Below are 24,360 nucleotides of genomic sequence, written 5' to 3'. Positions count from 1 at the left end.
CTTCGCGTTACTCAGGGATGCCTCCCTGAGTTAACGCGGCGGGATCCAGCAGCCGCTCAAGCGTCTCACGGTCAAGGTCAGTTTGCTCCTCTGCCACATCAATAATCGGCCGCCCCTCTTGGTAAGCCTCTTTGGCAATCGCCGCGGCGGCATTGTAGCCAATGGTGCCATTTAACGCCGTCACCAGGATGGGGTTTCTGGCCAAGGGCCCTTTAAGGTTATCTTCACGCACCTTGAAAGTGGCAATCGCCCGATCAGCCAGCAACCGGGCGGTGTTACTCATCAAGCTGATTGACGTAAGCAAATTGGAAGCCACCAGCGGCAACATTACGTTTAGCTGGAAGTTGCCACTCTGCCCTGCGACGGTAATCGCCGTATCCAGGCCGATGACCTGCGCGGCAGCCTGGGCGGCCGACTCAGGAATTACAGGGTTCACCTTCCCCGGCATAATCGAGCTGCCGGGCTGTAGCGCCTCTAGCTCGATCTCACCCAGCCCCGCCAGCGGGCCGGAATTCATCCAGCGCAGATCGTTGGCAATTTTCATAATCACGCAGGCCAAGCCTTTCAACTGCCCGGAAAGCTCTACCGCTGCGTCCTGGGAAGAGAGGCTGGCAAAGAAGCTGTCGTTAGGGGTGAACATCAACCCCGTCTGTTCGCTCAGCTCTTGGGCGACCTGCTCAGCAAAACCGATCGGTGCGTTAATACCGGTTCCCACGGCGGTTCCGCCTTGAGCTAATCGGCACAGCCGTTTCATGGCGCTATCAAAGCGCTCAATGGCCTGACTTAACTGGCTCGACCAGGCGCCCAGTTCTTGATCCATACGCAGCGGCATGGCGTCCATGAGATGGGTACGTCCGGTTTTCACCACATGGCTCAGCTCACTGGCGCGCTGGTCGATGGTATCGCGCAGGTGAACCAGGGCTGGGCGCAGCGATTCGTGCACCGCGATGGCAGCCGACAGGTGAATCGCCGTGGGAATTACGTCATTGCTGGACTGCCCCATATTGACGTGATCGTTCGGTGTTACCTCGACACCTTCCCGGCTTGCCAAGGTCGCCAACACTTCATTGACATTCATATTGGTGGAGGTGCCTGAACCGGTTTGAAACACGTCGATGGGAAAGTGCTGATCATGCTTACCAGTTAACACTTCGCGCGCCGCTTTTTGAATCGCCTCCCCACGCGCGCTATCAAGCCCTCCCAGGGTTTGATTAGCGCGGGCTGCCGCTAGCTTGATACGCGCGACTGCGTGGATAAAGGCTGACGGCATAGGCGAATGAGAGACAGGGAAATTATTGATTGCCCGCTGAGTTTGGGCGCCATATAGGGCCTCAGATGGCACTTCCAATTCGCCCATGCTGTCGCGTTCTATCCGTGTTGCCATTGCTCTTTCTCCCAACAGTGAGATTAACAGTGATGCTTATCTGAGCCCGTAACCGGTCTATCGTTCGCTGGCTAAAACCACATTCTCTACCTTCAAGCTAGCTGTTTAGACCATACGGGTAAACATATGCTTACCCCACGGGCATTAAATGCCAAAAACCAAATGTTGCACTGCACAAAAACAGTTGCTATGCTGCAACGCAAGATAGCTTAAAAAGCTAACCACTCAATAGGCAGCGCCAACCTCTGGATAGCTGCTTTTGGCAAGACCAAACCCTGGAGGGTATGACGATGCGTACATTAAATACTAACGAAATGACTCAGCAATTTGACAACATGTTTATGGCACCAGTACGCGCTTACTTGGCGCTGAGCATCGATTACAGCGAAAAAATGCTTAACGCCCAAATGGACGCCAGCAAAGCCTACGTTGATACCGGCATTGCGCAAATGCGCCAAATGATGGACGTGAAAGACGCAGAAGGTCTGCGCAGCTATATGGAAGGTCAGCAAAAAGTGGCTAAAGAGCTGGCTGAGCGTGTTAAGGGCGATACCGATAAAGTCGTATCCCTACAGCAGGACTTCATCCAGAAAAGCCAGAAAATTACCGAAGACAACGTTAAGCAGGCGCAAACCGCTGCTAGCAAGTTGAGCAAAACGGCTTAATCGCTTACTGAATCAGTAAGCTGGTAAGCAGTTCCTATAGAACGCCCCTGTTGGCTCTCGCCAACAGGGGCGTTCTAGTTCGCATGTCTTTAACAGCAGCTTTACCAACCTAGAGCGGATTTTACAAAGGGAATCGTTAGCTTGCGCTTGGCTGATAGCGATGCTTTATCCAGAGTTTCCACCGCTCGGCAGAGTTCGCCTAGCTCCCGGGGGCCGCGATGCAAAATATAGCGTCCAACGTCATCAGGCAGTTGCATCCCTCTCACGCTGGCGCGCAGCTTTAGCGCTGCCAAACGCTCTTCGTCATCCTCTAAGGGGTGAACGTGAAAAGTGACCCCCCAAGTCAGGCGGGAAGCCAAATCGGGTAACGCTACGTTGAGCTGTCGCGGGGAGGCGCTGGCTGCAATCACTAATTTCTTGCCTGCATCTCTTAGCCGGTTAAAAGCATGAAACAGCGCTTCCTCCCAGCGCTTACGGCCAATCACGCATTCCAGGTCATCAATGGCGACAAGATCCAGACGCTCGATGTCTTCCAGCATTAACGGCGGAAAGTGGCCCAAATCATCCAGCGGCAAGTAAAGCGCACGCTTATCTGCATCAGACGCCGCATGGCACGCCGCCTGAAGCAAATGGCTACGCCCCACCCCTGGCGCTCCCCACAGATAGAGAAACTGCTCACCTTCAGGGGTAAGCTGCTGAGTAAGGTGCTCTACCAGCGGCGTATTTGAACGCGCCACATAGTAGTTATCAAAGGTCGCGTCATCGCGCAGGCCAATCCCCAAAGGAAGCTGTGCCGGTATTCGGCTCATGGTGACTCCCGTCCATCATGATGTCCCAGCTCATCATGGTGCGAAGAACTGACCTCGATGATTGAGCTATGTTTGTCGGTATTATTTTCGTCGTATAGCTCGCTATGCTGATAGCGAACTTTCACCTCTTTTAGCAGCACTAGGATCACCGCAGCCACCGGCAGTGCCAACAATACGCCGGTTAGGCCAAACAGGTTACCACCGGCCAGCACGGCAAATATAACTGCGACCGGGTGCAGGCCAATTTTATCCCCAAGTAATTTAGGCTGCAGAATCACGCTCTCGGCCATTTGACCAATACTAAACACCACGATGACCCCTAGCACCGCCCACCAGGTGGCGTATTGGAATAGCGCAACCACAAGGGCAATCACCAAGCCAACAATAAAGCCCAAGAATGGCACAATACTTACCAACCCAGACACAAAGCCAATTAAAAGGCCAAAATTAAGCCCCATCAACGTTAAACCCACCGCATAAATAATCCCCAAACAGAGCATCACCAGCAGTTGACCACGTAAAAACGATGACAGTACTTCATCGCAACGGCGCGCCAATCGAAAGGTATCGTCTGCCCACTGGCGTGGAATGAGGTTAGCAATATTGGCCAGTAAGCGATTCCAGTCCAACAGCAAATAGAAAGTCACCACAGGAATCAGTGCCACGTAGGTGATCCATGTCGCAAACGCCATACCTGAACGGCCAATTTGTCCTAACACCTGGGCTAAGTAGCCGCCAGCATCTCGCCAGTTTTCGACTAGCGTCTCCCGGGCATTGGTTAACTCCGCGGTTAAGTCATAGCCTGTCCACTCTTGCACCTGTGGTGCGAGTCTGTTTTCTACCCAATTAAAGATACCCGGAATAGCTTCACCCAACTGTTTAAGCTGCTGGACAAGCAACGGGATCAATATCAACAGGCTTGCCACGAGGATAATCAACAGCACTAAAAAAACGCTGCTTACCGCGAAGGGTCGGTTCATGCCCCAGCGCTGGAAACGGTTAGCCAGCGGATCAGCTAAGTAAGCGAGAATCATCCCAGCAATAAAAGGCATCAGAACCGCATCTAACAGATAAATTAAACCGCCTATTGCTACCAAAAATAGGACACCCCACCAAGAATTCCGCATAGATCCCTCTCAAACGTGGATTTAATCCGCTTATTTGCACTTATCGTTACTATTGCACTTATCGCGACACATTTTACTGATCACACCTAACGTTCACTCGCCACTACACTCTTTTCATCCGCTGCTACTGTTTTTATCACGCCACCACTATGCCGCATATAAGCGAAAGTCGCTCGTAAGCTTTTCATCATGTGCGACAGCGGTGCGGCTTGCGCCGCTGAGTGTTACAATCCGCTCCAGTTATCGTCTAGCACTGGCCATGTCGCCAGCACTATCAGCACCGCTATTTGCTTCACAGGATCTGTCATGACCGAGACTTCCTCTTCTTCGGCTACTCCTTCCCTCAGCTACAAGGACGCAGGCGTCGATATTGATGCCGGTAACGCCTTAGTTGACCGCATTAAACACGTTGCCAAACGCACTACTCGCCCAGAAGTCATGGGCGGGCTTGGCGGTTTCGGCGCGCTATGCGAGATCCCCGCAGGCTATCGTCAGCCCGTACTTGTCTCAGGTACCGATGGCGTCGGCACCAAGCTGCGCCTGGCAATGGATCTTGGCAAACACGACACCATTGGTATTGATTTGGTCGCTATGTGTGTCAATGACCTCATCGTGGCCGGTGCCGAACCGCTGTTATTCCTAGACTACTATGCCACGGGTAAGCTCGATGTGGATATTGCTGCTGACGTTGTCACCGGCATTGGCGCTGGTTGCGAACTGGCTGGCTGTGCCCTGGTAGGCGGCGAAACCGCCGAAATGCCGGGCATGTACGAAGGCAGCGACTACGATTTAGCGGGCTTCTGCGTAGGTGTGGTTGAAAAGGCGGATATTTTAGATGGCAGTAAGGTGGCCGAAGGCGATGTTATCTTGGGGCTGGCCTCATCCGGGCCACACTCCAACGGCTACTCGCTGATTCGTAAAATACTCGAGGTCAGCAACGCTTCTCTAGAGACCGATATCGACGGCAAAACCCTCGGCGATGCACTGATGGCACCTACCCGCATCTATGTTAAATCGCTGCTCTCCTTGATGCGCGGCAGCGATATTGCCGTACACGCGTTATCACACATTACCGGCGGCGGCTTGCTTGAAAACATTCCCCGCGTGCTGCCCGACAACCTCGCTGCGCATATCGATATTGCCAGCTGGCAGCGCCCTGCGGTGTTTGATTGGTTGCAGACCCATGGCAACGTGAATGAAACCGAGATGCACCGCGTGCTTAACTGCGGTATCGGCATGGTCGTGGTGGTACCACAGCATCAAGCTGAGCAGGCAGTGGCGCATCTGGAAGCCGAAGGCGAATCCGTTTATCGCCTGGGCCAGATCGTTGCGCGCCAAGGGGACGCCGTTATTCTGGAGAACCTCTCGGCATGACCAATACGGACTACCAGAGCGATACCATTAAAGACGTAACGCCGGAACCCCTCGGTGCGCGCCGCATTGTGGTGCTTATCTCAGGCAGTGGTAGCAATCTGCAGGCGCTGATTGATGCTCAGTCCCACGACCGTCTAGGCGGTGGTGAGATTGTCGCGGTCATTTCCAATATCGCTGACGCCTATGGCCTTAAGCGCGCCCATGAAGCGGGCATTGAAGCGGTCGCGCTTCCTCATCGGGAGTACGATAGCCGCGAAGCTTATGACGGCGCCTTGATCAAAGTCATTGAGCGCCACGAGCCGGATCTGATTGTACTGGCGGGCTTTATGCGTATTTTGACGCCTCGCTTTGTGCAGCGCTTTTTGGGCCGAATGTTGAACATTCACCCTTCGCTGCTGCCAACGTATCAAGGGCTTAACACCCACGCCCGCGCCCTGGCAGACGGTGTTGCCAGCCACGGCTGTAGCGTTCACTTCGTCACCGAAGAGCTGGACGGTGGCCCGGTGGTACTGCAAGCGGAGCTGCTGGTGAGCAGCGACGACACCGCTGAAACGCTGCAAGAGAAGGTTCGCGCCCGGGAACATCTGATCTACCCGATCGCGGTGCAGTGGTTTTTGGAAGGCAGGCTGCAGTTCAGCGCCGAAGGCGCCAAGATGGATGGCCATCTGCTGCCGGAACACGGTATGCGGCTCTCCCACGCCGACGCAGCGGAAGAGCTTGATGAGGGGCTCGACGAAGAGTCGCAGGACTAAGCCAACCCCGATGCCAAGAGCAGGTTTCCACGAGGGCGCTGTGAACCCATCCCTGGGAGCTACTTTTTCCATCCCTGGAAAAAGACCCTCGTTTCAACCTGCCCTTGTCATCGCTGCCCAGTCAGCACAAGCAACCACATATTTCAGTATCAGGTCCGCGGCAAAGTAACGCCGCGCTGGCCCATATACTTCCCGCCGCGGTCTTTATACGAGGTCTCGCATACTTCATCGGACTCTAGGAACAGCATCTGCGCAACACCCTCATGGGCATAGATCTTTGCCGGCAGATTGGTGGTATTAGAGAATTCCAGGGTCACGTGGCCTTCCCATTCGGGCTCCAGCGGCGTCACGTTGACAATAATGCCGCAGCGCGCGTAAGTGGATTTACCCAGGCAAATTGTGAGCACGTTACGGGGAATGCGGAAGTACTCCACCGTCCGCGCCAACGCGAAAGAGTTGGGCGGAATAATGCACACGTCGCCTTTAATATCGACAAAGCTGTTCGCATCAAACGCTTTGGGATCGACAATCGCTGAGTGAATATTGGTAAAGACTTTGAATTCATCTGAGCAGCGCACGTCATAGCCATAGCTTGACGTGCCATAAGAGATCACCCGCTGATCATTCACATAGCGCACTTGGTCGGCTTCAAACGGCTCGATCATCGCGTCGCTTTTGGCCATGCGACGAATCCAATTATCAGATTTGATACTCATTTATTTCGTTATCACTCACTAAAGGAAATAGTTGGGCCGTCGCCTTGGTTTGCACTCACCGCCTCAGCGACTTTTTGGGCAATAGCCGCGAAGGTTTGGCTCACTGAGCCTTCAGGTTCAGACACGACGCTTGGGCGCCCCGAATCCGTTAGTTCACGGATGGAGAGCGTCAGCGGCAGTCGACCAAGCACCTGGGTATCGTACTCTTCGGCGATGCTGTCGCCACCGCCGGTGCCAAAAATAGCCGCCTCATGACCGCAATTTTCGCAGTGGTAGAGGCTCATATTTTCCACCACGCCAAGCACCGGCACATTGACCTTACGGAACATTTCGATCCCTTTCCGGGCATCTAGCAACGCAATGTCCTGCGGGGTGGTCACAATCACCGCGCCTGCGACCGGCACTTTCTGAGCCAGGGTCAGCTGGATATCACCGGTACCTGGGGGCATGTCGATCAACAGAAAATCGAGATCATCCCACTGGGTTTGCGTCAGCATCTGCTGGAATGCGCCCACCACCATCGGCCCGCGCCATACCATCGGCTCGCGGGTATTGACCATAAACGCCATCGACATCGCCTGTATGCCATGGGCCTGGAGCGGGAGAAATCTGTCATTGCTGGCCGCCTGAGGGCGTGTGCCCTCTTTAACACCGAGCATTTGCGCTTGGCTGGGCCCGTAGATATCCGCATCCAGTACACCCACGCGGTAGCCCTGTGCTGCCAATGCTAATGCCAGGTTCACGGTGACGGTGGATTTTCCCACACCGCCCTTACCCGATGCCACTGCAATAATATGCTTAACCCCATCCATTCAATGGCACTCCTCGTTTTAAGCTGTTCACAGCTGCTTTAAGATTTGCGTGAATGATACGCCTCGTAGCCAGAATCATAAACCAACAACAAGAGGGCGGATGTCGATTCCCCGACATCCGCCCTCACTTTGCTAACGCGAAAGGTGCGTTAGCGCATTACCTTCTACCCTACTATTAGCCAGCGTTTTGCTGCGACTCTTCACTGCCGCCATCGCTGTCGTTGGCGCTCTCACTCGAAGAGCTTTCACCTGAAGAGCTTTCACTTGAAGAACCTTGATCTGAGGAACTCTCCTCTGTTGAACTTCCCTCTGTTGAAGACTGTTCAGAACCGCCGTTCTGTGAAGAGCTGTCCTGTGAAGACGAAGTAGCCTCAGCCGCAGACTGCTCTGCATCGGCCAAACGGCTGTCGAGAGTCGACAGCTCATCGCGCCATTCGCTTAACTGGTTCTCCAAACGCTCCAACTGATTTTCACGCTGCTCGATGTCACTCTCGACGCTGGCCACCTCTTCACGCCCCATATCCAGAGCGACCATAACGTCATCCAGTTCACTACGCACCTGGCTTAAGCTTTGCTCTTCCTCTTCGCGCAGTGCCGTCAGAGAATCAACATTACTTTGCAGTTCATCACGTTCACTGGTGAGTGAATCGCGTTCATTTTTTAGCTCATCTAGCTCGCTTTGGGCAGTGGAAATTTCCTCCTCCAAGCCGCTTAGCTGTTCGTTAGCTTGGCTAATCTGTTCTTCAAGCGAAGATAACTCTTCTTGAGTGGCACCCAGCTCTTCAACCGCTTGCTGACGCTGCTGCTCAGCTTCCTGACGGGCGGCTTCAGCCTCCTGACGGGCTTCTTCAGCGCTCGTACGTGCCTCTTCAACTTGCTGGAGGGCGCTCTCCGCTTCATCACGAGTACTGGTGATCTCGTCGCGTTCCTCACGCAGTGCGCCCATCTCACTTTCAGCGGTCGCTACCTGCTCATTAAGAGTGGCAATTTCTTCTTCCAGCGCGTCCCGTTCAGATTCAAGTTCTGCTAACCGCGACTCTACATCGCTGACATTGCCTTGGGCACTTTCAAGCGAAGAACGGGCTTCTTGCTGCTGCGCTTCCAGGAATGCCATCTCCTCCTGCAGCGCGGCTAAATTGGTTTCAGCCTGCTCAATCTCGCTGATGCGCTGGTTCATTTGGTTGTTTTCTTGCTCAGCACTGGCGAGCTGCTCTTCAAGACTATCAACGCGATCCTGGCGGGAACCTGCATTGGATTGCGCCATAATCGCCCAGATAACCGCAATGGCGGCGATACCGGCAATGGCTTTTACCCGGTTATCTTGAAAGAGGGTCTTCATATCCGACTTTTTAGCCGGCTCTGGCTTGTTGGCTGGTGACTGGTGATCTGAGTGGTTTGCTTCCGACATCATGCGTTCCTCTATGGTCTAAGCTAACGTTTGTCCAAGCTAACGATAATCAAGTACGTGGATAATGCGCTAACTTTGGATGATCTCCCTTTCAGCATACACAGCTCGCTGTATCTAGCCAGTATGTTTGCAAATTCGTGTACAAATGTTTCCGTAGCGTTACCACACAAGCAAAGATGCCTATCAATTTAGCCTGAAGGCGGATGCTTTCCCTCATGGAAGCCTGAAGCCTCCCCATTGAGCGCATCAAACCAATCCAGTGTGGTATGCAGTGATACCACACTCCCCACTATTAGCAGCGTAGGCGGTTTAATGAGGCCCGCCAAGAAAGTATCAGGCAGTGCAGACAGCGTACCTACATGGGTAAGCTGTTGACGGGTTGTCCCCTGCTCAATTAGCGCCAGCGGTGTTTCTGGCACTAAACCGTGCTTAATCAACGCCTGACTGATCACCTCCACACTGCCTAACCCCATATAAAACACCAAAGTTTGCCCAGGCCGCGCTAGCGCATCCCAGTCAAGCTCACACTCGCCCTGCTGCAAATGTCCAGTGACAAAACGCACTGACTGAGCGTGATCGCGATGGGTTAAAGGAATACCTGCATACGCGGCACAGCCGGAGGCTGCTGTCACCCCTGGAATCACTTCCACGCTCACTTGTGCTGCTACCAGTGCTTCAAGCTCTTCTCCGCCGCGGCCAAAAATAAACGGATCGCCGCCTTTCAAGCGCACGACGCGCTTACCCTGCTGAGCCCACTTCACCAGCGCTTGATTGATGCCCTCTTGGGGAACACTGTGCAGCGAGCGTGCCTTACCCACATAAAAGCGCTGCGCCTGGGTGGGTATAAAGGCGATAATTTCATCGCTAACCAAGCGGTCGTAAAGCACCACTTCCGCGGACTGCAGGCGTTTGTACGCCTTTAGCGTTAGTAACTCTGGATCACCAGGGCCCGCCCCCACTAGGCTTACCCGCCCATATGGCTGAGACGTTTGCTCTCGTCCTGCTTCCAAGAATCCACCTCAGGAATAAAAAAGGTTTTTAATATGCAAAAAAGTAATTAATTTTACCACTAAATGCCAATAACGCCTTGTCTATTACTTAGAATACAATCGAATATATATAAAAAAAGAACATATATATTCTAAAATAATATAGATAATGACCATTTTGTCTGCAATGGCTTACATCCTGATTACGTATTTAGGGCTAATCTTCACGATCGAATTCAAATTGGCATATGTTTGGAGATTCACGCATGCCCGTGAATGATATAGATGCACCCGAGCGAGTCAGTGCAGACCACCTAGTACCCCATATACCCGGCGTTATCTTCCAGTTTCACCGTGCGCGCAATGGTCATATGCGGTTTCCCTATTTAGAGGGCGGCGGCGTGGCTCTCAAACATATCGACCGGGAGCTTCTGGCGCAAAATGCTGGCCAATTAGTTGAGCAACTGACCGGCAGTGACCACCCCAAGATAATGTCTGCGATCGAACGTTCGGCGCGCTGGATGCTGCCTCTTACCACGCGCTTTCGGCTACCGTTCCCAAAAGACAAACCTCACTGGATTGCGGTTAGCGCCCAGCCGAAGCCAGTTGCTGACGGTGTTCAGTGGAACGGCATAATGATGGACATTAGCGACCAAGTAAGCGAGGAGCAGCGGCTTCGTAAGCTATGCGATACAGACCCTCTGACGCAACTGCCCAATCGCCGCAAACTGATGATGCATTTAACCCATGTTGCGTCGCTTAGTACCCGCCACGGCACTCCGCTCTCCATCATGATGATCGATATTGATCACTTTAAACGTCTTAACGACCGCTGGGGCCACCTACACGGGGATGACGTACTTAAACAGTTAGCGACGCACACCCAGTCACTACTGCGCTGTGAAGATATGGTGGCTCGGCTGGGAGGAGAAGAGTTCATGGTCGTGCTGCCGCTCACGCCGCTGCAGCAATGCCATGCACTTGCCGACCGCTTGCGCCAAGCCATCAGTGCGCGCGACTTCGGCATGGGGCCAGGCCAGGTGACGCTAAGTATTGGGGTGGCTGAATATCGCTGTGGCGAACCCCTTACGAGCCTGATCGAGCGGGCCGACCAAGCGCTGTATAGCGCCAAAGACGTTGGTCGCGACTGCGTTTGCCATCTACGCTAATAGGAAATACCCAAGCGCAGGAGCCAAATGATGACAACGCTAGCTGACACCGTTTGTGAACCGTGCAGCAAAAATGCTCTGCCACTAAGTAAAGATGAGGCCAATGAGCGGCTAAAAAGCCTCAGCCAGTGGCAGATTGTCGAGCACGATGGCATCATGAAGCTGTCACGAAGTTTTAAATTCCGTGACTTTGCCAGCGCCTTGGCGTTTACCCAAAGCGTTGGCGATATTGCCGAGCAGGCTGGCCATCACCCCGTTATCGTGACTGAGTGGGGCAAAGCTACTGTCACGTGGTGGTCTCACGCTATCAAGGGCCTGCATCTTAATGACTTCATTCTTGCCGCCAGAACCGACGAGGTAGCCGAATAAATGTTTGAGCATATTGAGCGAGTCCCAGGAGACGCCATTCTCGGGCTGATCGAAGCTTTCAAAAAAGATACCAACCCGCAAAAAGTGGATTTAGGTGTCGGTGTTTACCGTGATACCCAAGGCAATACGCCGGTAATGCGCGCCGTTAAGGAAGCAGAAGCTCGCCTGCTCAAGAATGAAACGACGAAAACCTATATCGGTTCTCACGGCGCCCCCAGCTATGGTGAAGTAGTCCTTCCCATGGTATTCGGCGCCGAGTCACCGGTACTCAAAGCCAACCGTGCCAGCGCTACACAGTCGCCTGGCGGTACCGGCGCTCTGCGCTTAGCAGCTGACTTCATCTCTTCACAGCTGCCGGGCAAAGGAATCTGGGTAAGCGATCCAACCTGGCCCAACCACCACGGTATTTTTACCGCGGCGGGTATCGAGCTGCACAAGTATCCTTACGTCGACCCCGACAACCGTCTTGATTTTGACGGTATGCGGGCAGCGCTGAAAAGCATTCCAGAAGGCGATGTAGTCGTACTCCACGCCTGCTGCCACAACCCCACCGGCTTTGATCTTTCCCACGCCCAGTGGCAGGAAGTGCTGGAGATTGTTCGTGAGCGCAAACTACTTCCGTTGATCGACTTTGCCTATCAGGGCTTTGGCGAAGGCCTGGATGAGGACGCTTACGGCGTTCGCCTGCTGGCAGAAAACCTCGACGAAGCCATCATCACCAGCTCCTGCTCGAAGAACTTCGGTATTTACTGTGAGCGTACCGGCTGTTTGATCATGGTGGCAAAAGACAGCGAGCAGATGGACAACATTCGCTCACAGGTCGCGATCGTGGCACGGGAAAACTACTCAAACCCGCCTGCTCACGGCAGCGCTATCGTCAGTGAGATTCTCCATGACCCTGAGCTGACTGCGCTATGGCGCGAAGAGCTCACCGAAATGCGCGATCGTATTAATACCCTGCGTCGCGATTTCGTCGAAGCGTTGAAACCCTACGGGCTGGATGAGAAATACGCCTGCGTAGCAGAGCAGCGCGGCATGTTCTCCTACACCGGCTTAACGCCTGAGCAGGTAGATCGTTTACGCGATGAATTTGGCATCTACATGGTGCGCTCGGGTCGCGCCAACGTAGCAGGCTTCTCCCAGGAAAACCTGCCCTACCTGGCCAAAGCGATCGCCGCTGTCAACGACTAGGTAGCGTCCAAGCACTTAACAAGTACTACAGCACTACAAACGCCCAGGCCTTCCTGGGCGTTTTTGTGTGCTGAACGTTTTTGCGTACCGGGCGCTTGACCGATTAGTCAACTCTTCGGCACACTCAGTATTGCCTTGTATACAACACACCATAATCAAGAGGCCTAATATGGCGACTGCCAGCACCCATTACCCCTGGTACAAAAAAGAAGACACCGACGCGTTCTTCGCTCTGTTTCAAAACAACATTGCCAACTTTGTGATTATCGCGATCACGATGCTGGGCATGGGATTCCCCTCCTCTATTGTATACGGCCAGGTGCTGCCAGGCGCTGCGGTAGCAGTAATGGTGGGCAACTTCTACTATGCGTGGAGCGCGGCAAGGCTGGCACGCAAGGAGAACCGCGCCGATGTGACGGCGCTCTCTTACGGCATTTCAACCCCGGTCATGTTCGTATTTCTGTTCGGTGTGTTACTCCCCGCCAAACAGCTCACCGGTGATGCAGAAATGGCCTGGAAAGTAGCGGTAGCCGCCTGCTTTATTAGCGGCGCTATCGAAGCGGCGATCAGCGTAATTGGCCGTTGGGTGCAGTATCACCTGCCGCGTGCTGCCATGCTAGGCGCCGTTGCTGGTGTCGCCCTGACCTTTATCGCCGGTGAAATGCTGTTCAAAACCTTGGAAATGCCGGTTATTGGCTTGCTGGTGTTAGCGATCATTATTGTGGGGCTGGTTGCTAGAGTGAGCATGCCGTTTAAGCTACCCACCTCGCTCTTCGCCATTATCCTCGGCACCGCCATGGCCTATTTAATTGGCGACGCCGGCACCGAGCGCTTTAGCGATGCCTTTACCCACTTGGGCTTTTATCCGCTGCTTCCCAATCTGGCCTGGTTTGAAGGGCTGGGGTTACTGCTCACCAGTATGCTAGCGGTACTTACCGTGGTGCTGCCGATTACGCTCTATAACGCCATTGAGACGATGAACAACGTAGAGGCGATGGAAGCCGCAGGCGATAAGTACGATGTACGCGAGTGTCAGGCAGTCGATGGCGCTGGTACCATGATCGGCGCGCTGTTTGGCGGCGTGTTTCCTACCACGGTCTATATTGCCACCGTTGGAGCCAAGTGGATGGGCGCGGGTCGTGGCTACAGCCTGCTCAATGGCGCGGTATATGCGCTGGCCACCATGTTCGGCTTAATCGCCGCCCTGGCCGCCATTATTCCCGTTTCGGTGGTCGCCCCGATTTTGGTGTTTGTCGGCATGTCGATGATTGCCACCGCCTTTCAAGCCAACGATACACGCTACTACCCCGCCGTGGCGCTGGCCATGCTGCCCTACTTCGCCAACTACGTAATGACGCGCTTTAACCGCGGGGCGGGCGAGGTCGTCACCGATATCTCCAGTGCCATTGTGGTAATGGGCCAGGGGGCTATGTTTATGGCCATTTTGCTCGGTGCCATGACGGTGTCGGTGATTGACCACCAGTTCAGACGCGCGGCCGCCTTCGCCGCCATTGCCGCAGGCTTCTCCTTCGTTGGGTTGATGCATGCCCCGGAGCTGTCGCTCAATGCTGCCCCAGAGTTCGTGATGGGCTACTTGGGCATGGCGCTGCTGTTTATCTACTTCTCTTTTCAAGAAGCAGCGCGCCTGCGTTAATTGACGAATCCCGCCTGCCGATGCGGGCGGGAAAGAATACGCCGCATGACTTGCCACGCCATCAAGCCCGCCAGGAGGTTACCCACCGCAGCGCCCGCCGCCAGCCCCCACCAACCGAATAACTGCGAGCCCAGCCATAGGCAGGGCAAATAGCAAATAAACAGCCGGGCGCTGGATAGCAGCATCGCTCGCAGCGGCCAACCTAACGCGTTCCCTGCTGAGACCACCAGCATGCAGACACCCAGCGCTGCGTAGCTGGGCAGCAGAAAGCGGATGAGCAGCGCCAACTCACTCTGTACCTCAGGATTGCCCGCTAACGCCATGGCTAGCCAGGGAGCCCCTAACGCTAGCACCACACCAAGGCCTAGCTGCCAAACTAGCGCGACCTTGACCGCCAAACGCATCAGCTGTTGTATCTGACCCCAATCACCGGCGCCGTAGCAGCGACCTAACCACGGCGGTAGCGACATGGTCATGGCCAGAATCACCATCAGCGATAGCGTTTCCAGACGGCTTGCCAAGCCCCAGGCCGCTACTTCACTCTCACCCAGGCCCGCCACCACAGAAATAGCCAGCATCGCCGCCAAGGGTGGCATTAGTTGGCTGACCATAGCTGGAGCCGCAATTCCGGCAAACGGCCGCCACGACTGTTGCGCCTCTAACCACAGTCCCTGTTGCGATGCCCACTGGCGTTTGAGCAATTTGCGCGTGGTCACCAACAGCCCCACTGTAAAAGCGATTGCGGTTGCCCAGGCAGCGCCGGGTAACCCCCAGCCCTGCCAATCGCCTACTCCAAAAATCAGTAGAGGGTCGAGCGCAAGGTTAACGAGGCTACTCAGCACCATCATCTTGCCCGGTAAACGGGTATCCCCATGGGCGCGAAAGACGCTATAACTAAAATAGAGCAGTGCCCCCAGCCACGCCGATAAGAGCTGCGGGCCCCAATAAATGCGGATATACGAGAGCGTGGTTTGATCCGCCCCCAGTAGTTGAAAAATGGGCACATGGAATAGCCATAAGACGATGGCTAACAGGCCGATCACCCCACCGCCAGCCATTAACACCAAACTGCTTAAGCGCCTTGCCCGATCACCTTCCCCTGCACCTAGCGCTCGGGAAATAAGCGCGGCAATGGCGATACCCATGCCCACCTGAATGCCAATAATCAGAAAGGAGAGCGGAAAGGTGAACGACTGAGCGGCGAGCTGGGCAGTGCCCAAACGGGCAATAAAGGCGCTATCCACAAGCTGAAAACCCAATAACGCCAACACCCCGATGGCCATTGGCCAGGTTTGACGCCATAGGGTTATTGCCAACTCGCGTTGCTGCATAACAATTGCCAAGTCAACTCTCCTTTCATTCACCTTAAACGCAAAAACGCCACCACCCCTAGCGGGGTGATGGCGCTTAACTAAACGTACTCTTTACTGACGAATACCTTCAAACGTGACGTATAGCTCAAGCTCATGCATGGATTCAGGGAAATCGCTCATATCGATGCCGTAATCGCTCAGAGTCAGCGTTGTGCTGCCTTCAAAACCAGCACGGTAGTTACCCCAAGGGTCATCGCCTTCACCCATCAACGTCACCGGCATTTCAATTTCCTGGGTTTCGCCGTGCAGGGTCAGGTCACCTGTCAGCACACCTTCATTCTCGCCAGTTGATTCAAAGCCTGTTGAGGTGAACGTAGCGGTGGGGAACTCGCTAGCATTGAGGAAATCATCGCTTAAGATATGGCGATCACGCTCAGCGTGGTTGCTGGTCAGACTGTTAACCTGCACTTCGATTTCGGCAGAGGAGGCATCGAGATCTTCAGGATCGTAAGCAAACTGGCCATCAAACTCTTCAAAGCTGCCCAGGATGTAAGAGAAACCCAGGTGTGAAATTTTGAACTGAATAAAGGCATGCTGGCCTTCGGTATCGATTTGATATTCAGCTGCCTGGGCCTGGCTCAATGGAACCAGCGCCGCGGCGGCAATCGCAGTGGCAAATGCAGTCTTCTTCAACATAGTAAACAACTCCTTGGGTTACTTAATAAACACCGTGACAGGCGGAGATCGCCTTCACGGCGGTCAAAACGAATCTATCTCACGACTCTGAATCAGAGCGCATGCTATAGGCTGGATTAAGCATGCGCACCAGCGTTGCGTGTTTGTCCAACCAATGGTGCTTGAGCGCTGCGAGCGCATGCCCACCGGCAAGAATCATTAGCGCCAAAGCGCTGTACCAATGGATGTCACCCGCCAAGCTTGCCTGATTGGGCAAGTCATATAACAGCGCAGGCACCTCAAACCAACCAAATACACTGATACCACGACCATCGGCGGTAGAGATCAAGTAGCCGCTCACCATGACCCCTAATACAAGTACATAAAGAATAATGTGACCGAGATGAGCCGCAATAGTTTCCAAACGGCTACCCTCTGCACGGGGTGTCGGCTGGACGAAGCGCCATACCAAACGCACCAGTGTGGCAAACAGCAGCAGGATACCAATTGAGCGGTGTACCCAGGGCCCCTGATTATACCAAGGGTCATAATAGCCCAGATCGGTCATCCACCAGCCCAATGCAAACAGTCCGATAATGGTCAGCGCACTTAGCCAGTGAAATAGAATACTGATCAATCCCCATCCGCTGCGACTGTTCCGCAACATTTTGCTATTCCTTATTTTATCTATGACTACTTCTTATTTATGGATACTTCAATTTCGCCAACGCACTTATCAGAGCTTGGATTACGCTATGCTCCATGCTTTGAACCTTACCGCTATAGGCTACTGAAAACCTCTGAAAAAAGCAGAATATTTCATTCGTAAAAACCATTGAATAACCCGCTAACGATTTTTTACGCAGCACTTTTCTGAAAAAAGAACCGATAAATCATTCTATAAAATCGAACAAATACTGCAAATTTAATCAATTTAATTATTTTGTTTGCACGCTTACTATTAGTGCATGTCCTAAGAGACATTGTGCAACGAGCTTAAAAGCTGCACACAAATTTCCTATTAGAGAGCGCCAATCATGAAAAAGATCACCCTTATTACCGCTATTGCCATGACATTGACTTCTACTGCCGTTCTAGCTGAACAGGGATCTGGCGAACTTAACCAGATTGTTCACCCTAGCTCTTCAGCGAATTACAGCGCTGATACTTTGTACATGACGCCGGCTGATTTGCCTTTAGTTAACGGCGGTGCAGAGAAAAACGGCGTTGCTGCTCCGAGCTCGCACATCAACCCCTCTTCCAATAATGATGACCAGATTGCGCTGTCAGATCTGCCCCACCGCAACGCTTCTTAAAACATGTAATGGTTCGTTGCTTGCACAGCATATGAACCACTAGGGTTCAGAAATGCGAAAAACCCACCTTCATCAAAGGTGGGTTTTTCGTTAGTGCCGGATTGCTCACTATCAACTAGCCAGCGAGAATATCCAGGCCACGGGCAAGATCGCGCTGGATATCCTGCTGGCTCTCAAGGCCTACTGCCACTCGAATCAGCCCTGGCGTAATACCCGCTGCCTCTTTCTGCGTGTCGGATAAACGACCATGGGTGGTGGTCGCAGGATGAGTAATGGTGGTTTTTACATCACCTAGGTTACCCGTGATAGAGAGCATACGAGTCGCGTCGATCACCTGCCACGCACCCTCCTGGCCGCCCTTCACTTCAAAACCCAAAACGGCACCAAAACCTTTTTGCTGCTGTTTAGCCAAATCGTGCTGGGGATGATGTTCCAGACCGCTATAGAAGACTTGCATAACCGCCGGGTGGGCATCCAGCCAGCGCGCCAGGGTCAAGGCGTTGTCACAGTGGGCATTCATACGTAGCGACAGGGTTTCCAGTCCCTTGGTAAAAATCCACGCGTTGAAGGGGCTAAGGCAAGGTCCGCAAGTACGCACCACACCGAAAACTTCTTCAAGCAGTTTATGACTACCTACCACAGCCCCCCCGACTGCACGGCCTTGGCCGTCCAGATACTTGGTCGCCGAGTGAATAACCAAATCAGCGCCTAACGCCAGGGGCTGCTGGAGAGCCGGGGTAAGAAAGCAGTTATCGATGGCCAATAGCGCATCGTGACGATTTGCCAACGCTGCCAGGGCCGGTATATCGGCAATTTCTGACAGCGGATTTGAGGGGGTTTCGGCAAACAGCAGTCGCGTTTTGGGGGTAATGGCAGCCTCCCACGCAGCGACATTGGAAAGCTCAACATAACGCGTGGTAATACCGAACTTACCAAAGTATTTATCAAACAGGCTCACCGTCGAGCCAAACAGCGACCGGGAAGCAACAATCTCATCCCCTGCTGAAAGCAGTGCCAGTACGGTGGAAAAGATCGCCGACATGCCCGAACTGGTGGCGACACAGCGCTCGCCACCCTCAAGAGCCGCTAGGCGGCGCTCAAAGGTATGCACCGTAGGGTTGGTAAAGCGCGAGTAAACGTTGCCCGGTTCATGCCCACCGAACTTACGCGCCGCTTCGGCAGCGCTTGCGTAGACAAAGCTTGAGGTCGGAAATATAGGCTCCGAGTGCTCCTGCTCGAAAGTGCGCTGATGGCCCGCTCGGATCGCCAGCGTCTCAAGTGACCACTCGTCCTGGTGGCTGTCTATCTGGTGACTGTTTTCCTGGTGATTATCATCATGCATAAGGCTGCTCTCCTAATCGTCCAGGTCATCGTCCTGATTGTGCATATCGACCAGGGCATGGTCACCGGCGCTTTGATCCTTGGCGGAATCATTGCGGCTAGCTTCCAGGGCGGCCAGGTAGGCATCGTCGATATCACCGGTCACGTAATTGCCGTCAAACACCGAGCAATCAAACTCTTCCATCTCTGGATTTACTTCGCGGCAGGCCGCTTTTAGATCGTCCAGATTTTGATAGAAGATACGGTCGGCGCCAATCAGATCCCCCACTTCCGCTTCGCTACGGCCATGAGCAATCAGCTCAGACGCCGCAGGCATATCGATGCCGTACACGTTGGGGAAGCGAACCGGAGGCGCCGCCGACGCAAAATAGACCTTGCGCGCCCCGGCATCGCGAGCCATCTGAATAATCTGCTTACAGGTGGTGCCGCGCACAATGGAGTCATCTACAAGCAGGACGTTTTTACCCTTGAACTCAACGTCGATGGCATTGAGCTTCTGACGTACCGATTTTTTACGCTGGGTTTGCCCCGGCATAATAAAAGTGCGACCAATATAGCGGTTCTTCATAAACCCTTCGCGATAGGTCACACCCAAATGCTGCGCCATTTCCAGGGCGGAGGTGCGCGACGTGTCAGGGATCGGAATGACTACATCAATATCGTGATCCGGCCACTCGTTGAGAATACGGTCACCCAGCTTACGGCCCATCTGCATGCGGGTGCCGTACACATAGGCACCGTCCAACAGTGAATCCGGGCGGGCAAGATAAACATGTTCAAAAATACACGAACGCAGCTGCGGACGGTCCGCGCACACCTGCGTATGAATATTGCCTTCGATATCGACAAAAATGGCTTCGCCCGGCGATAGATCACGTTCAAGCTCGAAACCGCCCACATCCAGAGCAACGGATTCGGAAGCGATCATTACCGCTTGGCCGTTCTCCTCTTCGCGAGTACCAAAGACAACGGGGCGAATACCGAAGGGATCGCGGAACGCCACCATACCGAAGCCGTTAATAATCGCCACGGCGGCGTAACCACCCTTGCAGCGACGGTGAACTCGACGCACGGCGTCAAAGATATCTTCCGCTTCCAGGTGTAATCCCTGCTTCCCCAGCTCGTGAGCAAAGACATTGAGCAGCACTTCAGAGTCGGAACTGGTGTTGATATGGCGCAGATCGGTAGAGAACAACTCCTGCTTCAACTGCTCGGAGTTGGTCAGGTTGCCGTTATGCGCCAGCGCAATACCATAAGGAGAGTTAACATAGAACGGCTGTGATTCGGCTTCGCTTGAAGAGCCTGCCGTCGGGTAACGCACGTGACCAATGCCTAGGTTGCCTTTTAGGCGGGCCATATGGCGGGTATGAAATACATCACGTACCAAGCCGTTACTCTTGCGCAGCAGGAAGCGTCCCTCGCTCCATGTCATCATGCCGGCAGCGTCCTGGCCACGATGCTGAAGTACGGTCAGGGCATCGTAGATTCCCTGATTTACCGCCTGCTTGCCCAGAAGGCCCACTATACCGCACATTCACGTTACCTCGCTTAATGCCATGGTTTGCCTAAGTCATTTACCTATGCAAGCCCGAACGTTCGTAGAATCAACTTCAGTAACAGGTCAATCACCTGTCGGGATAACTTCTCGCTCCGCCGAACCAGGCATACGCAGTTCGGGCAGAGAGATGTCACGTAGTGACGCTGGCGCCTCAGGCAGCTCACGATCCCACTGATCTAACTGGCTCACCGCCCAATCGCGCAATTGAATAAAAGTGGGCCGCAGCTCCGCCTGTTGCCACGCCTGCAGTTCCGCCAGCGGCGTGAGGGTAATCAGCACGGTGGCAATAAGCAAAATAACCGCCCCGCGGGCAACGCCAAAAGCGGCCCCCGCCACGCGGTTCAAAAGCCCCATGCCCACCCACTCAATCGCCGCATGCACCAAGCGGATCACGATGCCACAAAGTAAAATAACGGCAAAGATCACCAGTATAAAAGCGAGTACCAGGCGGGCATCAAAGCTGTCGATGAAGCCGCTCATTAGCTCGGCCACTGGCTCGGCGAGCACTCGGGCAACCATTAACGCCACCACCCAGGCGGCCAAACCCAAGGCTTCGCGGACAAACCCTCTGACAAACCCGGCCAGCATCGACAGCGCCAGCACGGCCAGGAACACCGCATCAATCCATGTTAACGCCATGGTTTAGTCTCTTACCCGCACAAGCAGGCCCTGCACATTGGCTCGCTGCTTAATCGCGGCCATGGCGGACTCCCCATCTTCAGAAGTAGCATACGGGCCCACAAAGACGGTGGTCATATTGTTATCGCGTTCGCGCTGATAAACAGTAAAGCCTTCACCTGACAGCTGTTCGCTTAGGCGCTGCGCATTAGCGGGCTCACCAAAACTGCCAACCTGCACCGCCCACTCCCCCTGAGCGCTGGATGAAGGGCTGGGGACGCTAGATGACGCACCTTGTGAAGAGCTTTGTGACGAACTTTGTGAAGAGTTCTGCGACGAACCTCCAGCGTTGCTCTGACCACTGCCGCTATTACTGGCGATTAAATCCGCGATAGGGTCGCTATTGGAGCTGGCTGGGGCTTCATCCGGCTCACTGGAGCCCGCCGCTTCTGGGCGGGAAGACGACTGTTCAGAAGCCGCGATTTGATCGGTTTCCGGCAACCGCGGGTTGGCGTCAATAGGCATATCGCCCTCTTCACCCTCTCCCTGCGGAGTCGACGATAGCGACGGCTCACCAATGGTTGAAGGTCTTTCCGGTGCGGGAACGTCACGGCGCTCCACTTCAACCGGCTGCTCGATCACAAAGCTCGGCTGAGGACGCTCTTCTCTAGGCGCAGGGTCGCTCATTAGCCATGGCACAAAGATCGCCAGTAGCGCGAGTAGAATCACAATACCGCTGATGCGTTCCGTTTTACCGTATTTCATTTCCGTCTCCATCAAGCGACGCAGCGCCTGTTGGCAGTGGCCGAGCTAGCAGTGCTGCAACTGTAAAGAACGACCCGGTAGCCAAGACACGATCATTGGGCGTTAACACCTGAGCCAGCCAATCGACGCCTGCTTGCGGCGAATCGGCGCTAAAATGCACCCGCCCTCCCTGAGCGATAATACGTTGCGACAACTCGCTTGCCTGGCAACCTCGCTCTCCACTCAGCGACACGCACACCCAATCACTAATGCGGGACGCTAACGCCTGTATGACACCGTCGATATCCTTATCATTCAACATGCCGATAAAGCACCACTGACGGCCTCCTGCTGGGGGTGGAGGCAAATGGCGAACCACATACTCAGCAGCGTGGGGATTATGCCCCACATCCAGACACCAGGGACCGATCCATTGCAGCCGCCCGGCTAACTGCACTGAACCCAGCGCTGCTTGCACTCGCGATTTCTCTAGTTCAAGCCCCGCTAGCACAAGTGACTGTAAGGCAGTGGCAGCGTTATCGATGGGCAGCCGAGGATCCGGTAGCTCGTCAAGAACAACGCTTTGGCCATTCGCATCCTGCCCCTGCCATCGCCACTGGGTAGGCTCGGCAGCCATCGTCTTATGGGTAAATTGCTGACCCAGACTAAACGTAGGCGCCGCTAGCCGTTGGGCACATTCAGCGACACTGGAAGGTAGCGCCTGACTGCCTAATACTGCGGGTCGGTTGGCTCGAAAAATGCCGGCTTTTTCACGCCCAATCTGGGCTAAATCGGTGCCTAAAAAGTTGGCATGATCCTGAGCGATAGTGGTGACGATAGCCACATCCGCATCAACGATGTTGACCGCATCAAGACGCCCCCCAAGCCCTACTTCAAGTACCGCAAGGTCAAGTTCTGCACTCGCCAAGCACCACAGCCCGCAAAGCGTACCCGCTTCAAAATAGGTCAGGCTGATTTCGCTACCTTGCAAGCGCGCGCGCTCGACCTGCTCAAAACCTTGTACAAGCAGTTGATCGTCAGCTTCCTGTCCAGCGATTTTAACGCGCTCGTTGTAGCGTAATAAATGGGGGGAAGTGTAGGTACCCACGCGCCAATCGTGGGCGCGGGCAACACTATCGATCATGGCAAGGGTTGACCCCTTGCCATTGGTACCTGCCACCGTAATGACGCAGGGGGCGATGGGATTTGCAAGCAGCCCCATACGTTTTGCCACCTCAGAGACACGCTCCAGGCCCAGATCAATCCCTACCGGGTGCAGCGTTTCCAAATGCTGGAGCCACTGTTTTAAAGAATATGGCTGTAGAGAGTGTTCTTGAGAGTCAGGCATTGCGTGAATAGTCATCACTCTTAGCGGAAGTGGTGTCCTGCTTGGTCACATCGACCTTGTCAAAAGTGACGTTAGCAGTGTCCGCTAAGCTAGCTTCCTCGACAATCGGCTCAACCACCTCAGCATCATCAGGGATTATCGATGTATCCGGCGTCGCTTCGTGATGCGTCAACTTACGCAGCACGCTACCCACGCGAGTGCGCATTTCATGGCGATGGACGATCATGTCGACGGTACCGTGCTCAAGCAGAAACTCGCTGCGCTGGAAACCTTCTGGCAAGGTTTCACGCACCGTTTGCTCGATAACCCTGGGGCCTGCAAAACCAATCAAGGCGTTGGGTTCGGCGATATTCAAATCACCCAGCATGGCCAACGAGGCGGAAACACCGCCAAAGACGGGATCCGTGAGCACCGAAATATACGGCACCCCCGCTTGCTTGAGCTTTTCAAGCGCGGCAGAGGTCTTAGCCATCTGCATCAACGAGAAGAGTGCTTCCTGCATGCGAGCACCACCGGAGGCAGCAAAGCACACCAGCGGGATATTCTCTTCCAGCGCCAGGGTAGCAGCACGAACAAATTTCTCGCCGACCACCGCCCCCATTGAGCCACCCATAAAGGTAAACTCAAAGGCAACGGCGACCACCGGCAGACCGTCCAACTCACCGCGCATTGCGACCAGCGCATCTTTCTCGCCGGTGTCTTTTTGCGCCGCGGTCAGGCGGTCTTTGTATTTTTTGGAGTCGCGGAACTTCAACCGATCGTTGGGCTCTATTTCGGCCGCAATCTCTTCGCGTCCTGCTTTATCCAAGAACCAGTCCAAGCGTTTGCGTGCTGTCAAGCGCAGGTGATGATCGCACTTGGGACAGACGCTGTTATGTTTCTCTAGCTCGGGGAGGTAGAGAACCGCTTCGCACTTGGGACATTTACGCCAGAGGCCGTCGGGCACGCTAGCGCGACGGTCTTTACGCTGGATACGACCCATGGAGGGTACGATCTTGTCTAACCAGCTCATATCAAAAAGGCTTCCG

24 protein-coding genes are annotated in these 24,360 nt (G+C 54.2%); 8 read left to right on the top strand and 16 right to left on the bottom strand.

Features of this window, described 5'->3' with window-relative positions:
• Nucleotides 1-7 precede the first annotated feature (7 nt).
• Nucleotides 8-1,384, bottom strand: a complete 1,377-nt coding sequence (locus tag QT231_RS17865; RefSeq protein WP_308338189.1) for a class II fumarate hydratase — start codon at nt 1,382-1,384, stop codon at nt 8-10.
• Nucleotides 1,385-1,674: 290 nt separating this feature from the next.
• Between QT231_RS17865 and QT231_RS17860 the strand changes: the two genes are divergently transcribed.
• Complete coding sequence (locus tag QT231_RS17860) at nt 1,675-2,049, top strand: phasin family protein (RefSeq protein ID WP_308338188.1); 375 nt, start codon at nt 1,675-1,677, stop codon at nt 2,047-2,049.
• A 101-nt stretch (nt 2,050-2,150) separates the two neighbouring features.
• On the opposite strand, the gene hda is transcribed toward QT231_RS17860, so the two are convergent.
• Nucleotides 2,151-2,858, bottom strand: coding sequence for a DnaA regulatory inactivator Hda (gene hda, locus QT231_RS17855; RefSeq protein ID WP_308338187.1), 708 nt, complete (start codon nt 2,856-2,858; stop codon nt 2,151-2,153).
• Nucleotides 2,855-3,985, bottom strand: a complete 1,131-nt coding sequence (locus QT231_RS17850) for an AI-2E family transporter (RefSeq protein WP_308338186.1) — start codon at nt 3,983-3,985, stop codon at nt 2,855-2,857. Before QT231_RS17850 ends, hda begins: the two co-directional genes overlap by 4 nt.
• A 306-nt stretch (nt 3,986-4,291) precedes the next feature.
• Here QT231_RS17850 and purM point away from each other — a divergent pair, with 306 nt between their 5' ends.
• Nucleotides 4,292-5,359, top strand: a complete 1,068-nt coding sequence (gene purM / locus QT231_RS17845) for a phosphoribosylformylglycinamidine cyclo-ligase (protein ID WP_308338185.1) — start codon at nt 4,292-4,294, stop codon at nt 5,357-5,359.
• Nucleotides 5,356-6,111 (top strand): phosphoribosylglycinamide formyltransferase, encoded by a 756-nt coding sequence (purN, locus tag QT231_RS17840; protein ID WP_308338184.1) that lies wholly within the window; start codon nt 5,356-5,358, stop codon nt 6,109-6,111. The genes purM and purN overlap by 4 nt, the downstream gene beginning before the upstream one ends.
• A gap of 149 nt (nt 6,112-6,260) precedes the next feature.
• On the opposite strand, the gene dcd is transcribed toward purN, so the two are convergent.
• The 4 genes from dcd to cobA form a co-directional block, all read right to left on the bottom strand.
• Nucleotides 6,261-6,827, bottom strand: coding sequence for a dCTP deaminase (gene dcd, locus QT231_RS17835; protein ID WP_308338183.1), 567 nt, complete (start codon nt 6,825-6,827; stop codon nt 6,261-6,263).
• A gap of 11 nt (nt 6,828-6,838) precedes the next feature.
• Nucleotides 6,839-7,639, bottom strand: coding sequence for an iron-sulfur cluster carrier protein ApbC (apbC, locus tag QT231_RS17830; RefSeq protein WP_308338182.1), 801 nt, complete (start codon nt 7,637-7,639; stop codon nt 6,839-6,841).
• A gap of 175 nt (nt 7,640-7,814) precedes the next feature.
• Nucleotides 7,815-9,047: a kinesin gene (locus QT231_RS17825; protein WP_308338181.1), complete on the bottom strand. Its 1,233-nt coding sequence runs from the start codon at nt 9,045-9,047 to the stop codon at nt 7,815-7,817.
• A 188-nt stretch (nt 9,048-9,235) separates the two neighbouring features.
• Nucleotides 9,236-10,057 carry a uroporphyrinogen-III C-methyltransferase gene (gene cobA / locus QT231_RS17820; RefSeq protein WP_308338180.1) on the bottom strand — a complete coding sequence of 274 codons (822 nt, stop codon included), beginning with the start codon at nt 10,055-10,057 and terminating at the stop codon, nt 9,236-9,238.
• A gap of 245 nt (nt 10,058-10,302) precedes the next feature.
• Here cobA and QT231_RS17815 point away from each other — a divergent pair, with 245 nt between their 5' ends.
• From QT231_RS17815 to QT231_RS17800, 4 genes are all read left to right on the top strand, one after another.
• Nucleotides 10,303-11,205: a GGDEF domain-containing protein gene (locus QT231_RS17815; protein ID WP_308338179.1), complete on the top strand. Its 903-nt coding sequence runs from the start codon at nt 10,303-10,305 to the stop codon at nt 11,203-11,205.
• Nucleotides 11,206-11,235: 30 nt separating this feature from the next.
• Complete coding sequence (locus QT231_RS17810; protein WP_308338178.1) at nt 11,236-11,574, top strand: 4a-hydroxytetrahydrobiopterin dehydratase; 339 nt, start codon at nt 11,236-11,238, stop codon at nt 11,572-11,574.
• Nucleotides 11,575-12,765, top strand: a complete 1,191-nt coding sequence (locus tag QT231_RS17805) for an amino acid aminotransferase (protein ID WP_308338177.1) — start codon at nt 11,575-11,577, stop codon at nt 12,763-12,765.
• Between the two features lie 169 nt (nt 12,766-12,934).
• Entirely contained in the window at nt 12,935-14,419 is a 1,485-nt protein-coding gene (locus tag QT231_RS17800; RefSeq protein ID WP_308338176.1) for an NCS2 family permease, read from the top strand.
• On the opposite strand, the gene QT231_RS17795 is transcribed toward QT231_RS17800, so the two are convergent.
• The 3 genes from QT231_RS17795 to QT231_RS17785 form a co-directional block, all read right to left on the bottom strand.
• Nucleotides 14,416-15,750 (bottom strand): MATE family efflux transporter, encoded by a 1,335-nt coding sequence (locus QT231_RS17795; protein ID WP_374694410.1) that lies wholly within the window; start codon nt 15,748-15,750, stop codon nt 14,416-14,418. The two genes, QT231_RS17800 and QT231_RS17795, sit on opposite strands and share 4 nt — an antisense overlap.
• Before the next feature lie 93 nt (nt 15,751-15,843).
• Nucleotides 15,844-16,428, bottom strand: a complete 585-nt coding sequence (locus QT231_RS17790; RefSeq protein WP_308338173.1) for a YceI family protein — start codon at nt 16,426-16,428, stop codon at nt 15,844-15,846.
• 79 nt (nt 16,429-16,507) lie between these two features.
• Nucleotides 16,508-17,074 (bottom strand): cytochrome b, encoded by a 567-nt coding sequence (locus QT231_RS17785; RefSeq protein ID WP_308338172.1) that lies wholly within the window; start codon nt 17,072-17,074, stop codon nt 16,508-16,510.
• A 370-nt stretch (nt 17,075-17,444) separates the two neighbouring features.
• Between QT231_RS17785 and QT231_RS17780 the strand changes: the two genes are divergently transcribed.
• A complete protein-coding gene (locus tag QT231_RS17780; protein WP_308338171.1) occupies nt 17,445-17,723 on the top strand; it encodes a hypothetical protein in 279 nt (92 codons plus the stop codon).
• A 115-nt stretch (nt 17,724-17,838) separates the two neighbouring features.
• On the opposite strand, the gene QT231_RS17775 is transcribed toward QT231_RS17780, so the two are convergent.
• The 6 genes from QT231_RS17775 to accD form a co-directional block, all read right to left on the bottom strand.
• Nucleotides 17,839-19,065, bottom strand: a complete 1,227-nt coding sequence (locus QT231_RS17775) for an O-succinylhomoserine sulfhydrylase (protein WP_308338170.1) — start codon at nt 19,063-19,065, stop codon at nt 17,839-17,841.
• Nucleotides 19,066-19,077: 12 nt separating this feature from the next.
• Nucleotides 19,078-20,598, bottom strand: a complete 1,521-nt coding sequence (gene purF / locus QT231_RS17770; RefSeq protein ID WP_215094674.1) for an amidophosphoribosyltransferase — start codon at nt 20,596-20,598, stop codon at nt 19,078-19,080.
• Between the two features lie 87 nt (nt 20,599-20,685).
• The gene (locus tag QT231_RS17765) at nt 20,686-21,261 is read right to left on the bottom strand and encodes a CvpA family protein (protein WP_308338169.1); all 576 of its coding nucleotides are present in this window, start codon (nt 21,259-21,261) and stop codon (nt 20,686-20,688) included.
• 3 nt (nt 21,262-21,264) lie between these two features.
• Nucleotides 21,265-22,005 carry an SPOR domain-containing protein gene (locus QT231_RS17760; RefSeq protein ID WP_308338168.1) on the bottom strand — a complete coding sequence of 247 codons (741 nt, stop codon included), beginning with the start codon at nt 22,003-22,005 and terminating at the stop codon, nt 21,265-21,267.
• A complete protein-coding gene (gene folC, locus QT231_RS17755) occupies nt 21,992-23,347 on the bottom strand; it encodes a bifunctional tetrahydrofolate synthase/dihydrofolate synthase (protein ID WP_308338167.1) in 1,356 nt (451 codons plus the stop codon). Before folC ends, QT231_RS17760 begins: the two co-directional genes overlap by 14 nt.
• A complete protein-coding gene (gene accD, locus QT231_RS17750; RefSeq protein WP_308338166.1) occupies nt 23,325-24,344 on the bottom strand; it encodes an acetyl-CoA carboxylase, carboxyltransferase subunit beta in 1,020 nt (339 codons plus the stop codon). The genes folC and accD overlap by 23 nt, the downstream gene beginning before the upstream one ends.
• Nucleotides 24,345-24,360: the final 16 nt, after the last annotated feature.

It is taken from the genome of Halomonas sp. SpR1 (assembly GCF_031010175.1).
Classification (GTDB): Bacteria; Pseudomonadota; Gammaproteobacteria; order Pseudomonadales; family Halomonadaceae; genus Vreelandella.
The sequence above is the reverse complement of the archived record's forward strand: the minus strand, read 5'-3'. Positions and strand labels throughout refer to the sequence as shown.

Bases quoted from the DNA above. Each gene is read 5' to 3' on its own strand.
- QT231_RS17860 (WP_308338188.1), top strand. From the start codon at position 1,675: ATGCGTACATTAAATACTAACGAAATGACTCAGCAATTTGACAACATG.
- QT231_RS17790 (WP_308338173.1), bottom strand. From the start codon at position 16,428: ATGTTGAAGAAGACTGCATTTGCCACTGCGATTGCCGCCGCGGCGCTG.
- QT231_RS17850 (WP_308338186.1), bottom strand. From the start codon at position 3,985: ATGCGGAATTCTTGGTGGGGTGTCCTATTTTTGGTAGCAATAGGCGGT.
- accD (WP_308338166.1), bottom strand. From the start codon at position 24,344: ATGAGCTGGTTAGACAAGATCGTACCCTCCATGGGTCGTATCCAGCGT.
- apbC (WP_308338182.1), bottom strand. From the start codon at position 7,639: ATGGATGGGGTTAAGCATATTATTGCAGTGGCATCGGGTAAGGGCGGT.
- QT231_RS17805 (WP_308338177.1), top strand. From the start codon at position 11,575: ATGTTTGAGCATATTGAGCGAGTCCCAGGAGACGCCATTCTCGGGCTG.
- QT231_RS17765 (WP_308338169.1), bottom strand. From the start codon at position 21,261: ATGGCGTTAACATGGATTGATGCGGTGTTCCTGGCCGTGCTGGCGCTG.
- QT231_RS17825 (WP_308338181.1), bottom strand. From the start codon at position 9,047: ATGTCGGAAGCAAACCACTCAGATCACCAGTCACCAGCCAACAAGCCA.
- QT231_RS17800 (WP_308338176.1), top strand. From the start codon at position 12,935: ATGGCGACTGCCAGCACCCATTACCCCTGGTACAAAAAAGAAGACACC.
- QT231_RS17760 (WP_308338168.1), bottom strand. From the start codon at position 22,005: ATGAAATACGGTAAAACGGAACGCATCAGCGGTATTGTGATTCTACTC.
- QT231_RS17795 (WP_374694410.1), bottom strand. From the start codon at position 15,750: ATGCAGCAACGCGAGTTGGCAATAACCCTATGGCGTCAAACCTGGCCA.
- QT231_RS17815 (WP_308338179.1), top strand. From the start codon at position 10,303: ATGCCCGTGAATGATATAGATGCACCCGAGCGAGTCAGTGCAGACCAC.
- dcd (WP_308338183.1), bottom strand. From the start codon at position 6,827: ATGAGTATCAAATCTGATAATTGGATTCGTCGCATGGCCAAAAGCGAC.
- hda (WP_308338187.1), bottom strand. From the start codon at position 2,858: ATGAGCCGAATACCGGCACAGCTTCCTTTGGGGATTGGCCTGCGCGAT.
- purN (WP_308338184.1), top strand. From the start codon at position 5,356: ATGACCAATACGGACTACCAGAGCGATACCATTAAAGACGTAACGCCG.
- QT231_RS17810 (WP_308338178.1), top strand. From the start codon at position 11,236: ATGACAACGCTAGCTGACACCGTTTGTGAACCGTGCAGCAAAAATGCT.
- QT231_RS17865 (WP_308338189.1), bottom strand. From the start codon at position 1,384: ATGGCAACACGGATAGAACGCGACAGCATGGGCGAATTGGAAGTGCCA.
- QT231_RS17785 (WP_308338172.1), bottom strand. From the start codon at position 17,074: ATGTTGCGGAACAGTCGCAGCGGATGGGGATTGATCAGTATTCTATTT.
- purF (WP_215094674.1), bottom strand. From the start codon at position 20,598: ATGTGCGGTATAGTGGGCCTTCTGGGCAAGCAGGCGGTAAATCAGGGA.
- QT231_RS17775 (WP_308338170.1), bottom strand. From the start codon at position 19,065: ATGCATGATGATAATCACCAGGAAAACAGTCACCAGATAGACAGCCAC.
- QT231_RS17780 (WP_308338171.1), top strand. From the start codon at position 17,445: ATGAAAAAGATCACCCTTATTACCGCTATTGCCATGACATTGACTTCT.
- folC (WP_308338167.1), bottom strand. From the start codon at position 23,347: ATGACTATTCACGCAATGCCTGACTCTCAAGAACACTCTCTACAGCCA.
- purM (WP_308338185.1), top strand. From the start codon at position 4,292: ATGACCGAGACTTCCTCTTCTTCGGCTACTCCTTCCCTCAGCTACAAG.